At 61.6% G+C, this 12,683-nt stretch carries 15 protein-coding genes; 4 read left to right on the top strand and 11 right to left on the bottom strand.

Going from position 1 to position 12,683, the window contains the following annotated elements:
- From BLW50_RS07005 to BLW50_RS06995, 3 genes are all read right to left on the bottom strand, one after another.
- Nucleotides 1–1,257, bottom strand: coding sequence for an ABC transporter substrate-binding protein (locus BLW50_RS07005; RefSeq protein WP_090699465.1), 1,257 nt, complete (start codon nucleotides 1,255–1,257; stop codon nucleotides 1–3).
- A gap of 221 nt (nucleotides 1,258–1,478) precedes the next feature.
- A complete protein-coding gene (locus BLW50_RS07000; RefSeq protein WP_090699463.1) occupies nucleotides 1,479–2,231 on the bottom strand; it encodes a nuclear transport factor 2 family protein in 753 nt (250 codons plus the stop codon).
- On the bottom strand, nucleotides 2,231–3,511 hold the full coding sequence (locus BLW50_RS06995; RefSeq protein ID WP_090699460.1) for an MFS transporter: 1,281 nt from the start codon (nucleotides 3,509–3,511) through the stop codon (nucleotides 2,231–2,233). Before BLW50_RS06995 ends, BLW50_RS07000 begins: the two co-directional genes overlap by 1 nt.
- Nucleotides 3,512–3,737: 226 nt before the next feature.
- Here BLW50_RS06995 and BLW50_RS06990 point away from each other — a divergent pair, with 226 nt between their 5' ends.
- The gene (locus BLW50_RS06990; RefSeq protein ID WP_090699458.1) at nucleotides 3,738–4,943 is read left to right on the top strand and encodes an acyl-CoA dehydrogenase family protein; all 1,206 of its coding nucleotides are present in this window, start codon (nucleotides 3,738–3,740) and stop codon (nucleotides 4,941–4,943) included.
- On the opposite strand, the gene BLW50_RS06985 is transcribed toward BLW50_RS06990, so the two are convergent.
- The 8 genes from BLW50_RS06985 to BLW50_RS06950 form a co-directional block, all read right to left on the bottom strand.
- Nucleotides 4,930–5,661 carry a TetR/AcrR family transcriptional regulator gene (locus BLW50_RS06985; RefSeq protein WP_170850025.1) on the bottom strand — a complete coding sequence of 244 codons (732 nt, stop codon included), beginning with the start codon at nucleotides 5,659–5,661 and terminating at the stop codon, nucleotides 4,930–4,932. The two genes, BLW50_RS06990 and BLW50_RS06985, sit on opposite strands and share 14 nt — an antisense overlap.
- Nucleotides 5,662–5,733: 72 nt before the next feature.
- The gene (locus BLW50_RS06980) at nucleotides 5,734–6,945 is read right to left on the bottom strand and encodes a DUF418 domain-containing protein (protein ID WP_090699453.1); all 1,212 of its coding nucleotides are present in this window, start codon (nucleotides 6,943–6,945) and stop codon (nucleotides 5,734–5,736) included.
- A gap of 2 nt (nucleotides 6,946–6,947) precedes the next feature.
- On the bottom strand, nucleotides 6,948–7,553 hold the full coding sequence (locus tag BLW50_RS06975; RefSeq protein ID WP_090699450.1) for a TetR/AcrR family transcriptional regulator: 606 nt from the start codon (nucleotides 7,551–7,553) through the stop codon (nucleotides 6,948–6,950).
- A 97-nt stretch (nucleotides 7,554–7,650) separates the two neighbouring features.
- Nucleotides 7,651–8,085 (bottom strand): DUF1801 domain-containing protein, encoded by a 435-nt coding sequence (locus tag BLW50_RS06970; protein ID WP_090699447.1) that lies wholly within the window; start codon nucleotides 8,083–8,085, stop codon nucleotides 7,651–7,653.
- Nucleotides 8,086–8,097: 12 nt separating this feature from the next.
- Nucleotides 8,098–8,541, bottom strand: a complete 444-nt coding sequence (locus BLW50_RS06965; RefSeq protein ID WP_090699444.1) for a DUF1801 domain-containing protein — start codon at nucleotides 8,539–8,541, stop codon at nucleotides 8,098–8,100.
- A 50-nt stretch (nucleotides 8,542–8,591) separates the two neighbouring features.
- Nucleotides 8,592–9,023 carry an SRPBCC family protein gene (locus BLW50_RS06960; protein ID WP_090699442.1) on the bottom strand — a complete coding sequence of 144 codons (432 nt, stop codon included), beginning with the start codon at nucleotides 9,021–9,023 and terminating at the stop codon, nucleotides 8,592–8,594.
- Nucleotides 9,020–9,343: an ArsR/SmtB family transcription factor gene (locus tag BLW50_RS06955; RefSeq protein ID WP_090699439.1), complete on the bottom strand. Its 324-nt coding sequence runs from the start codon at nucleotides 9,341–9,343 to the stop codon at nucleotides 9,020–9,022. The genes BLW50_RS06960 and BLW50_RS06955 overlap by 4 nt, the downstream gene beginning before the upstream one ends.
- A 64-nt stretch (nucleotides 9,344–9,407) precedes the next feature.
- Entirely contained in the window at nucleotides 9,408–10,304 is an 897-nt protein-coding gene (locus BLW50_RS06950) for a LysR family transcriptional regulator (RefSeq protein ID WP_090699437.1), read from the bottom strand.
- Between the two features lie 142 nt (nucleotides 10,305–10,446).
- Here BLW50_RS06950 and BLW50_RS06945 point away from each other — a divergent pair, with 142 nt between their 5' ends.
- From BLW50_RS06945 to BLW50_RS06935, 3 genes are read left to right on the top strand one after another with little or no spacing between them, the layout of a single operon-like run.
- Nucleotides 10,447–11,016, top strand: coding sequence for a DJ-1/PfpI family protein (locus BLW50_RS06945; RefSeq protein WP_090699435.1), 570 nt, complete (start codon nucleotides 10,447–10,449; stop codon nucleotides 11,014–11,016).
- Between the two features lie 2 nt (nucleotides 11,017–11,018).
- Entirely contained in the window at nucleotides 11,019–11,615 is a 597-nt protein-coding gene (locus BLW50_RS06940; RefSeq protein ID WP_090699432.1) for a DJ-1/PfpI family protein, read from the top strand.
- Entirely contained in the window at nucleotides 11,612–12,676 is a 1,065-nt protein-coding gene (locus BLW50_RS06935) for a Bug family tripartite tricarboxylate transporter substrate binding protein (protein WP_090699429.1), read from the top strand. Before BLW50_RS06940 ends, BLW50_RS06935 begins: the two co-directional genes overlap by 4 nt.
- Nucleotides 12,677–12,683: the final 7 nt, after the last annotated feature.

The following is a 12,683-nucleotide window of genomic DNA, read 5'->3' as shown; positions in this document are numbered from 1 at the left end:
CTATTTCTTTTCCAGAACCTTGGCGCAGTTCGTCATCGAGCCTTTCAATTCGCTGTAGCGATATTTGTAGGATTCAATCTCGGCCTCGGTCATCGGCCAGAACTGATCGACATTGTCGAATTTCTCGATGACCACATTGGCATAGCCATCCTTGGTCTTTTCGACCTTGCGCACATACATCGTCTGGATGAGCTGGCCGTATTTGTCGAAGGAGATATTGCCCTTCGGCGAGGGGAACTTATCGGCCCTGAAGGCGGCCAGGAATTTCTCCGTATCCTCGACCTTGCCGTCCACCGCCTTGATGGCATCGGCGATGGCTCTGGCGCCAGCCCAGCCGTCGGGGCCGTTGTCGCTTGGGACGCGCTTGGCGCGCTTCATATATTCGGCGACGAAGGCTTCGTTTTCCGGCGTCTGCAGCGTCGGCGCATAGTGCAGGGTGGAGTAGATACCGAGCGCCGCGTCGCCCAGTTGCGGCAGAAACGGCTCGTAGACGATCTGGCCAAAGATATCCATCAGCGGATATTTCGCCTTCATGCCCAACTCGTCGAATTGCTTGACGAATTTCAAACCGGCGCTGCCCGGCAAAAAGGTGACGACGCCATCGACACCTGACTGCACGTTGGTGACATAGGGGCCGTAGTCGTTGGTGTTAACGGGCGGATATTGCTCCTGCACAATCGTGCCGCCGAGCTTGCAGAAGGCCTGCGCGAAACCGCCGATCGTATCGAAGCCACCAGCATAGTCCGATGTCATGGTGGCGACTTTGCGCCAACCCTGTTTGTAAGCGAAGGCCGCCGCAGCAGCAGCCGGCGTGCGGCCGTTCTGCGATGTACGCACGACGTAAGGATTGAAGAGCGGGCCGGGCATGGTCAACTCATTGGAGCCGGCATCGCCCGAAATCACCGTCGGAATTTTCTTTTCGCGAGCGTAATCGTTCACCGCCAATGCGACGGCGGTGGAAACGAAGCCGGCGAGAATCTGTACCTTGTCGTTCTCGACCAGCTTGCGCGCCTTGGTCAGTCCGACGTCAGGGCGGCCCTGTTCATCTTCTACGATCAGCTCGATCTTGCGGCCCGCCACCTGATTGCCGATGGAATCGAAGTAGATACGCGTGCCGGTTAAAGTGTCTTCGCCATTTGGCGCGAAGGTTCCCGAGAGTGGGAGGATCAGACCGATCTTGATCGGACCTTGCTGGGCGAAGGCGCCGGTTGGCAAAACCAAAGGCAATAAGCCGGCCGCGATCAAAGAAGCGCGCATGTTCCCTCCCAGGACAATTGGCCCAACGCGAGCCCGATCGATCGGGACTCTCGTTGTTTGATTAGAAGACTATCTTTTTTTGCCGGCCTGACAATAGCCCTGTGATCGATCGTGGAGCGATGCGCATAACAGTGCGGCCGCACCTTGCGCTCGGCTGCAAATCACCGCGCGCTTATCACGCCCACAAACCGCGAGGCTCCATGCCTTCAGCAAGCAACCACTCACCCTTGCCCTAGCCACTGCTTTTCACCTGTGCGGAGTGTCTCGACCAATTCTGGTCGATCAATACCGGGAAGGTCATCACGGGGACGGTTTGGCGACCGGGCCAGAACATAGCTCAGAAAACGATAGGAGGTTCTGTAGCTGGCGAGTTCTGCCGCGTTGATCGATGGCAGGCGGCCGGGATCGCATGGAAGAATCAAGTCCCTGATGTAGATCATGCGCAATCCCGCGATCAGCCATCGGCGATCAAGCATCTGCGCGCGCCACAACAGCCGGACGGTGCCGACCATACACACATCAACACCGTCGACCGGCACGAAGCTGAGGAGCTGGCATGGTGTCTCAGCAAGCGCGCGTGTGCCGGCTACTCTCGTCACGGTGGGGGCGAGCTGGTGCAGGCTTAGCCGTCCACTGGCGGCGTTGCGACGACTGGCGGCAACAAATCCGGCGCCGTCGCCGAGGTACCAGGAAACGTCCACAATGGATTGCGGGTGGTAGGACGCGGCCATGTCCTCCCATTGGCCGGCATCCCGCGCCGCTCTCTCACGTTGAATGAGGTCTGCGATCCGCAGGCCATCCAGAATGTCACCATTGGGGCCGTCCAAGGATCCGTGAGAACCACGCGGCTCGTTCGCGTCGCGCGGCGGCTGCTGCGCGGACGCGGGTGTCACGACCGAACCGACTAAGGCGGCGGCGATCAGGAAGCCACGGCGGCCCGGCTGCATCTGATCGATCAAGTGATCCTGCAACATTATCGCACCTCCGCAAGACGGTCAGTCTCAACAAGGACGTCAACGCTGAAGGGAAGATGGCGGCGCCGCAGGCTTAGTAGGAGAAGCAGGGCCGGCACCAGCATCGCCAAGCCGATGGCGAACACCGTGTGGGGAGAAATCCCGCTCGACAGGGCCGCTCCCGTCATCGCCGGTCCGATGGCGCTGCTTAAACCGTAGCTCAGTGTGATCACACCGTAGATCGCGCCGAACCAGCGAACCCCGAACGCCCGCGAAACGATGTAGGCTGCGGCGTCCATTTCCGATCCGAGCCCCAGGCCGAGGAACACCGCAGCGAGGTAAAGCGTGGTCGGAGACAAATCGACGAGCAGAGCCGCCAGGCCGGCGATCGGCAGCAGCGTGAAGGCGGCGGTAACATAGGGCGAAAACCAGCGGTCGAGCATGAGGCCGGCAGACAAGCGGCCGATGAACATGGCCGCTCCGACCACCGCCATCACTGAGGCGGCGCTGAGCGGTGGGACACCTAGTTGTCGTAGAATGACGGGCAGATTCACGATGATGCCGGCCATGACGCCGGTCAGGATCACAAACACGGCCATGAGAACCCAAAAGGTGCCGCCGCGCAGGGCCTCGGGCAAGCTCATTCCTGGCGCAATGGCGTGCGAGCCCGATGGCGCGACCGAGGGCGTCATTGTGAGCGGATCGCGGAGCAGGAACAAGGCGCTGAGAAGAATGACAGACCCTGCGGCCGTTCCCAATGTCATATAGGCTATGCGCCAGCCATAGAGGTCGATCAGCTTGGCGGCGAGGGGAGGCCAGAACGCGACGCCTAACGACGTGCAGGCGAAAATCAGGCTCAACGCAAGGCCGCGCCGTCGTGCAAACCAGAGCGTTGCGAGCTGCGCGTACAGCACGGGTGTCGCGGCGAAGCCGAGCGCGCTGACCAGCGCCAGCAGGGCGATGAACTGGACAGGGTCATGTGGCAGAAGCCCGAGCATGACAAACCCGACCGCATAGGCAGGGCCACCGATCAGCACCATGCGGCGCACACCGAATGCATCGGCGGCGCGGCCCGCGATTGGAGCGAGGAGTGCGCCTGCAATCGTCGCCGGTCCGATGGCCGCTGCGATCGTCACCGGCAACCAGCCGGTCGCGGTTGCGATTTCGGGCGCGAACACGCCGAAGGTGAAGAGCATCGTGGCGGCTTGCCCGCAGAACATGCAGAGCCCCGCGCCGAGCAAAACCAACCACGCATGGTCACTACCGACCGAATTCGTTCCGGCTCCGCTTTGCCTCTCCATCCCCCCATCCTTTCTTAGATATCCTCCGGACCGAACGATCCAAAGAATAGTAGGCGTATAGTCTATTTTGAACTTTAGATGGCTCGTGCGTCCCCAAGAAATAGAATAGCGAAGCGGCTGAAAGCGGCGCGTATGCCGACTTGATGAGCCGATTGACTCGTCATCTAAACCACCGTACCCGTTTCATAGTAGATTACAAGTCTATTATTAAAACCGGAGATAGGAGATGGGTGCTCTGATTGCCGATCAGGCCGTTCAAGAGGCGACGTTCGACGTTGTCGCGTGGGCGAGGGACTTCGTGCCGGAATTGCGGGCGGCTCAGGCAGAATCGGACCGTCTCGGACGTCCGCCGCAGCACGTGGTCGACAAGCTGAAGCGCGCTGGCGTGTACGCCCTGACGGTGCCGCGCGCTTACGGCGGGCTGCAAGCGGACATCTCGACCTGGATGCGGACAGTCGCCGAATTGGGCCGCGGCGACGGCGGCGTCGCTTGGGCGGTGACATTGGTCACCGCCTGCAACTGGATGGCGGCCGGCCTGTACCCGAAACACGTTGCCGACAAGGTCTTCGCCAAACCGGGCACGTGCGTCGCGGGGGTGTTCTCCAACCGCGCCGTCAAGGCGCACCGCGTCGACGGCGGGATTATCGTCGACAAGGGAATGTGGTTCTTCAACTCCGGCGTCTATCAGGCCGATTGGGATCTCCTCGGCGTGCCCATGTTCAATGCGGCGGGCGAACCGATCGGGCCAGGCATCGCGCTCGTGCCAATGAGCGATGTCACCATTCTGCACGACTGGGACACCACCGGCATCCGAGGCAGCGGTAGCTCCAACGTCAGCATGGAGAACGTGTTCATTCCCGATGATCACATCGTCGGTCTGTTCGCTTGCAACGAGGGGAGGCAGCCGCGGACATTTCCCAACGAAGCGCTCTACCGCAGCGCGTTCGCCCCCTTGATGGTCAGTGTCCTGACTTTCCCTGTACTTGGCCTGGGCCAACACATGGTAGAAGAGTTTCTGCACACGCTGCCGAAGCGCGACATCAAGCTGACGCCGTACAGCAAACAGGGCGAAGCGGCGGTGACGCATCTGCAACTCGGCCAAGCCAGCGCCAAGATCGACGCCGCTCGCACCATCGTCGAGAAGCTGTGTCGCGAAATCGACGCGTGGGCCGCGTCCGGCACGTATATGGAGCAGATCCAACGGGCGGCGCTGTGCCGCGACAGCGCTTTCGCCAATCAACTCGTTTGGGAAGCCGTGGACTTGCTGGCGGACGCCAGCGGCGGGTCCTTCTCGCGCACTGGCAACACGGCGAACCGCATCTGGCAGGATGTCAAAGTCGGCACCGCCCATCCCTTCGTCAATCTGGCCAGCAACTATGAGCTTTATGGGCGCATGCTGGCGGGTGTCGAACCTGCACTCATGCCGGTTTGAGCAGAGCGGGGCGGCGGCTGGCCTCACCACCGCTGCCAGCCGTCCAGGGGTCTCGCCACCAGGCGAGACGGTCCGGCCCGATGCCGCGGATGAACACGACCGCATCGCGCACCGCCTTGCGCGCGGCGTCGAGTTCCATACCAATCGCGCGGAGGATCATGACCTCCACTTCCTCGACATATTCGCGCCTGATATCGCCGTTGCGACGCGCCAGATGGCCCATCGCTTCCCGCAAGGTTCCAATCGCAATCGTCGCGGCGGCTTCCGCGTCGGTGAAATGGAGGATGCCGGCTTCGCGCGAGGCCTCAAGATGAGTCGTAATGCCCCGCAACAAGATGTTGTCATAGGCAAGCGTGTCCGGTCGCGAGGCGAACGCGGCCCAGGCTGGCGTCAGCACACCGCGCAGAAGAAAGAGCTGAATAGCGACAGTCATGCGAAAGAACGGTGTCTCAGGGCCGTCGAACAACGCCATGAGCGTGTGGATCATTTCATCCACCTGGTTGCGGCCGACCTCGTCGACCGCTTCCTCAACGGAGGTGAAATATTTGTAGAATGTAGCCTTGGAGACGGTTGCGCGCGCAGCGACCTCGTCCAGGGCCGGCAACCCGCCCTCGGTTTGCGTGGCGCATGTGTCGAGCACCGCTTGCAGGAGGCGAAGCCGCATGCGGGCGCGCCGTTCCGCAGCGACCCGAACGCGATGATCTTCAGCTTCATTCATGGTTACGGCCATCTCCTGAGTGTCGGGCAATGCACCGTTCCGTTCCAATCTGCCATCATTCGGCCGTATCCGTCAGACACTCGGCGCCGCACGTGCTGCGGACGGTTTGCGCCAACGTGGCCATGCCGCCAGCGTGGCGGCGCGCAGCAACCATTCGACCGGCCCGTAAGCGTAGCGCGCCAGCCACCAGCGTGAAAGCAGGAGCTGCACGATAAAAATCTCCAGCCCGATGACGAAGACGATGAAGGGCGAGAGCTGGCCGATCAGCTTGAGACCGTAACCGTAGAAAATCAGCGCGCAGACAAGCGACTGCAGAAGATAGTTTGTCAGCGCCATCTGGCCGGCAGGCGCGAGCGCGGCGCGAATGCGCGCACCAAACGACGTTTGGAACAGCCGCAGGCCAAGCGCGATATAAGCGCCGGTGAGGAATGGCGCTGTGGCGAGGCCGATCGCCAGGCCGGCAATGACCCAGGGTGTGCCGGTGAGAAAGGCGCCACTCAGCGCATAGAGGATCGCACCAGGCAGGCCGATGAGAAAACCCAGTTTCGTCAGGCCACGCAGCAACGGCTCGTGCTGCTGCGGCCGCACCAACATCTGTCGCCGTCCGGCAACCAGGCCAAGGAGAAACATGGCTAGCGCGCAGGGCGCCTGCAGCAGCGCCAGAATGATCCACATGGATGACATGGCGCTGATATTCTGGCCAATCACCTCGCGCGCCGTGCCCACATAGGCCGACTGGATCTGATAGGCCTGGTCGAACATCCTGATCGGATCGTCGCCCACGGGCGCAAACACATCGAGCACGGCGAATGCCGCCCAGAGCAGAACAGTCGCGGCAATCAGGCCGGCGGCGAGCTTGAGCAACGGCCCATCGTTGTCATCGCGCAGATAGAGCAGGATCACACCCAGCACCGCATAGGTGGTGAGGATGTCGCCGCGAAACAGAAACACCGCATGGATGAGGCCGATAAGCCAGAGGCCGGCGACACGGCGCAGCATGCGCGGTGCGATGCTTTCGCCGACGCGCTCTGCAGCAGCCATCTGCAATGTGAAACTGTATCCAAAGAGGAAGGAGAACAAGAGATAGAACTTGGTCTCAAATAACAAAGCAATGAACAGGCGCATCGCCTTATCAAACGGATCGGCGAAGATCGGATCGGCGATGTCGAGCCCATAGAAGGGCGAACCGAAGGCGGTGATATTAACGACCAGAATGCCGAGCAAGGCAAAACCGCGCAGCCCGTCGACGTTCAGGATGCGCGGATCGGGCAGGGGTGCAGGCATGGCTACTTCGCCTTCGGTTGTAAAAAGCGTTCGAGCATCAGCAGAAATGTGTTGCGCTGACCTTGCGCATTGAACATCGGGTCGATGGCGACGCGGGCGAACAGGCCGTCAATCAGGGCGGCTATGCCAAGCGCCACCTCCGCCGCGTCGAGACCCGGCGCGATCTGCTGGCGCCTGATGGCCTCGCTGGCCAGCACCGTCAGGCCCTCGCGCAAGAGCGCATCATTCTGTCGAACGAGCGCGCCGATCTCGGGATCGCGACTGGCTTCCGCCGCGATCTCCAACGCCAAATTGGCAAAATCGGGTTCGCCGGCCAAAGCAATGACGAAGTCGAAGAAGCCGTGCAACGCGCCGTAGAGATCGCCCGCGCTCGCCAAGCCCTCCAGATGGCTCTTCGTCTCGTCGCCTTGCTGCTCGACGATGGCGGCGATGATCGCTTTCTTGGAGCGGAAATAATGGAACAGATTGCCGGTGCTGATCCCAGCCTCGGCGCAGATCTCAGCCGTCGTCGTCTGATGAAAACCCTTCCGCCCGAAACACGCCTTCGCCGCCTCCAGGATCGCCTGGCGACGGGCTTGATGGTCTTCGAGATTGAGCGGGCGAGCCATGGTGAATGGATAGTATACCGAGCGGTCAGTCTGTTAATTAAAAGCCGCAAGCCAAATGGTCAAGCGGGCCTGGAGGATGGTCCACAAGTGCCTCTCGCTACTTCACACTCTTTGCTTTCTTGGCTTTTGCCGACATGTTCAGGGCCGAGGCGGCGCGAATGAGCGTCTTCAGCGCCTTCTCGTCAATCTTGTCGCCCTCATGAATATCGATGGCGCGCCGGGTGTTGCCTTCGAGGCTGGAATTGAAAAGGCCTGACGGGTCTTCCACCGCCGCCCCTTTGGCGAAGGTCAGCTTCACGACCGCCTTGTAGGTCTCGCCGGTGCAGATGATGCCGGCGTGTGACCACACCGGCACGCCGCGCCATTTCCACTCCTCGACCACATCGGGGACGGCCTGCTGAATGAGCGTGCGGACCCGCGCCAGCATCTCGCCTCGCCAATCGCCCAGCTCCTTGATTCTCCCGTCGATCAGCTGCGTGGCGGAATGCTCGGCTTCCGTCGCACCGCTCGGCTTCATGGTCGCTTTTTTCATGGTCGTATCCGTTCACATGCGTTCGCCGGGCAATTGGCTTGCTTGCTTCACCCAGGCTGCGAGCTGGGCCTCATCGAAGGGGTCATCCTCACGGATGTCGAGGTAGCGCGTGTCTTGGCTCTTGGACGCACCTGGCGGAACAGGATGCAGTGATGTGCCGCGAAAGAACGCCACTTTGATGTATTTGGTGAAGCAATGAATGCCGAGAAACCAACCCTGGCCTTCAATGCCGTAAAGCGGTGAGTTCCATTTGACGGCCTTGTGCACGCTCGGAACCGTGCGCGTGATCAGCGCATCGAGGCGTTGCCCAACATCCTGTTTCCAGCCGGGCATGGCCGCGATGTAAGCTTGCACTGGCGCATCGCCATCGCCTTTCGCGATCTGCGGATTGGCGCCTGAGAGAAGGGCGGGTTTCGCAGCGGTCTTCTTCGCAACCTTGGCGGACGTTTTGGCCATGTCCACTCCCAATGGGACCTCCTATGAAGACAAGCGCAAAGCGGCAGACCTCACACGGGCCGCGCCAGCACCTGTTCCAGTTTCGTGAAGAACTGCGGCCAACCCGCCTTGGCGCCGCCAAAAGCCCGCTTCTGATCTGGACGGAAGCCCAACTGCTCCATGCGCAGATGCGTTCCAGCACTTGTCGGCGTCAGCGTGAAGGTCACCACGCTCTGCAGATTGTAGGCCGCTTCGTCGTGCGCCAAGTTCCACGTGTAGGACAGGGTTCTGTTCGGCTCGATCGTCAGAACTTCGCAGTCCAGCACGCCGCCCCATTCACCGCGCAGATTGAAGCGGTGTCCGACGACGGGCGCAAAATCGTTTTTCATCAGCCACTCGGCGATCAGATGGGACTGCGTCAGCGCGCGCCAGAGCTTTTCCGGCGGATGAGAGATCTCCCGTTCGACAACGACGGAGAGGGTTTCTGTTGCTGTATCTGTCATTGGTCCATCCTTTTCAGGAGATCTTCAAGATCGTCGAACCGGCCCTGCCAGAAGCCGGTCATGCGGCTGGTCCAGTCGACCAGTGGGGCCAGGGCGCTGAGTTCGGCGCTGTAATGGGTCTGGCGACCTTCATGGCGGTCGCGCACTAGTCCGGCCTGTTTCAAAACACCAAGGTGCTTCGAGACGGCGGGCTGAGAAACCCCGGCCTGGGCGGTCAGAGCCCCGACTGTCTGCTCTCCCTCGCGGCACAGCCGCTCGAAAAGGGCTCGCCGCGTCGGATCGGCGAGGGTTTTGAAGAGCATGTCAGGCGCGTTCGTCATCAAGATCAATAACCCATTGGCTATGGATTTATCTATAACCAGCGAGCTATGGGTTGGTCAAGCGCTACTTCCTGATCCTCTCCACCTGTTCCTTCAGCGCCGCATGGAACACCCGCGCCAGGTCTGATGGCGCTTCGTCTCGGCGCCGGACGATGCCGATCGTGCGGGTGACGCGCGGATGCGTCAGCCGCAGGGCCTTCAGACTCGGGGGTAAGTTCTGGGTGGCGAGGCTGGGGAGGATCGCCAAGGCGAGGCCGCTGTCGACCAGCATCTGCGCCGTCATCGTGTGCTGCACTTCATAGAACCAGTTGAACCGATCAGCACGGCTGCCGAGCGCGTTGTCGATGACAATGCGATTGGCCGTGTGCGGCGTGAAGCGCACCAAGGGTAGGGGCTCGAGATCGCTCCACGTTACAACTGCCTTGTTGGCCAGCGGATGTTTGGCCGGGCAGACGCAGACGAACTCGTCCTTCAGCAGCGGCTCGGTGGCGAGCTTCCAGTGATTGGCGGCAAGCAAGGTAATGCCGAATTCGGCGAGGCCCGAGGCGATCGTGTCGCCGATCTCGGTAATCGACTTGTCGAACAGGCGCACCCGCGCCGTCGGCCGTTTGCTGCTGAACTTGGCGAAGACTGGCGGCAACACATGGATCGCGAGCGTCGGCACGCAGGCCAAGGTCAGCTCCTCGGCGGTGTCCACGTGGCGCTTGCGGATCTGCTCAAGCTGAGCCTCGAAATCGCTGATCAGCGCGCGGCCCGTCGGCAGCAGGTCGGCGCCGGCCGGCGTCAGCGTGACCTGCCGCGTCGAGCGGCTGAACAGCTGCAACCCCAGACTTTCCTCGAGCTTCTTCAGCCTGTGGCTGACGGCGGTCTGCGAGATGTTGAGATGGGCGGCGGCGCGCCCAAAGGTGCCGAGTTCCGCGACCCACAGAAACGCCTCTAAGCCGCGCATATCGATCTTCAAGACTGTCTCCGCCCGCTCTAGCCAAGCTGTTTCTGACGTTTCCTTCTATGAGAAAAATAGATCAATTGAGCAAAAACTTCCATTTGTTTCATATCGCTCGACGCTCTAAAGGCCACAGAACAAAAGGTGACGGGAGAAACGCGTGAGCCGGGTATTGATCATCAGCGGGGACGGCGCCGGTCCCGAGCTGGAATATGGCCTGTTCCGCATGCGCGAGGAGCGCTTCGAGGTCACCGTCGCCGCGCCGAAGAAGAAGCCACTGCTGACCGTGTTTCACCAGCAGGAAGACGGCTGGGATGCCGGCGTCGAGCGGCCCTGGTATGTCACCCAGGCCAGCGCCACGTTCGAGGATATCGATCCCGCCACCTATGACGGCCTGCTGCTGCCGGGCGGTCGCGCCCCGGTCTATCTGCGCAATTACGAACGCTGCACTGAAATCGTTCGCCACTTCATCACCAGCGGCAAGCCCGTGGCCGCGATCTGCCGTGGCCCCATCGTTCTTGTCACCGCCGGCGGCCCTGGCCGGCGCTTCACCGGCCATCCCTTGATCCGCCCGCGCGTCGAGATGGGCGGCTGCACCTTCGTCGAGACGCGCGGCGAGGCCGTGCGCGATGGCAATATCGTCACCGTCAGCGATGGCTATCCGCATATCTGGGTCCGCGAATTCCTCGCGCTGTTGCGGGCCCGCACCAACGCTCGGAAGGCGGCCTGAACATGGCGAAAATCCTGTTCACCATCGCCGAATCCACCAGCTGCGGCATCCACGACTATGCCTATTACCGCATGTTGGAAGAGGGCCATAACGTCACTATCGCGGCCCATGTTAAAAAGCCAACGCGCATGGTCGTCATCGTCGCCGGCGGCGCCAATGGGGCTGTCGACACGTTCGAGCAGCGGCCGGGGCGGATCGTCAATGTCGATGTCGCTTTCAACGATGTCGATCCCACAGACTATGACGCCATCGTTATTCCCGGCGGCCCGGGCCCCGAATATCTGCGCGCCAACCGCCGTTGCATCGAGATCGTTCGCCACTTCATCGAGAACGACAAGCCGGTGACCGGCATCTGCCACGGGCCGAACGTCATCCTTGAGGCGCTGCATCAGTCGGGCATCACCGGCAAACGGCTCAGCGGCAATGTGGTGATCGAAGCCGATGTGCTCGCCGCCCAGTGCATCTGGGTGCACACGCCGGGCACGGCTGTGGTCGATGGCAATCTGGTGACCGCCTGGCGGCGCCCCGACTATGACGTCTGGATGGGCGCGTTCGTGGCTCTGTTGCGGGAACGCGGCCTGACGGGGACACTTCAATGAAAGGAACGGTTTTGTTCACTCCGGCCCGGACTGCTTTGCTGATCGCCTCCGTCTGCGCGTTTGCCGCGGGCACAGCCGCGCAAGCCCAACCCGAAGACGTCGCGGCGTTCTACAAAGGCAAGACGCTGACCATTCAGGTCGGCTACGGCCCCGGCGGCGGCTATGACATGACGGCCCGGGTGGTCTCGCAGTTCTATGGCAAGCATATTCCCGGCAAACCGACCGTGGTGGTGCAGAACGCGCCCGGCGGCGGTAGCCTGCGTGTCGCCAATTCCATCTACAACGCCGCCGCCAAGGACGGCCTGACGCTCGGCGTCTTCGCCTTCGACGTGGCTTTGCAGCCTTATTATGGCGAGAAGGGCGCGATGTTCGATCCAAGCAAATTCGCCTGGATCGGCAGCATGGACACCGACAATCAATATTGCGGGGTGTGGAAAGGCGCGGGCGTCGACATCAAGAACCTGCCCGATCTCGTCGCCAGTAAAAAGACCATCTCCTTTGGTTCCAGCGCGCCAGGCGCGGTGCCCAGCGTCTATCCGCTGTTCTTCAAGAACGCGCTCGGCGCGCCGCTCAAAGTCATCAACGGCTACACCGGCACCAAGGACATCATGCTGGCGATGCAGCGCGGCGAGGTGGACGGCACCTGCGGCCTATTCGAATCCTCCCTGCGCTCCGCTTATATGGATGACATCAAAGGCGGATCGCTGCAGTTGATCATGCAGAGCTCAACCGAGCAGGCCTCGCCGTTGTTTCCAAGCGCCACGCCGATCATGAGTGCGATGAAGAGCGACGAAATGCGCCGCGCCGCGCGGCTTGTCTTCGATCCAGCCAAGATTACGCGGCCCCTCGCGGCGCCGCCGGGCACGCCCGATGAGCGGGTGAAAGCACTACGCCAGGCTCTCGCTGACACGCTGAGCGATCCCGAGGCGCTCGAAGCCGGTAAGAAGATGATGATGAATCTTGAGCTGAAGACGGCGAAGGAAATCGACGGCGTGCTCGCGGAATTCCGCGCCGCGTCCCCGGATCTCCTGAAGCAGGTCTATGCTATCACCCACGAATAGTGCCGCG

The sequence above is a fragment of the Beijerinckia sp. 28-YEA-48 genome (assembly GCF_900104955.1).
In the GTDB taxonomy this organism is placed as follows: Bacteria; Pseudomonadota; Alphaproteobacteria; order Rhizobiales; family Beijerinckiaceae; genus Terripilifer.
Note: the sequence above shows the minus strand (reverse complement) of the source record. Positions and strands in the feature narration are given on the sequence as shown.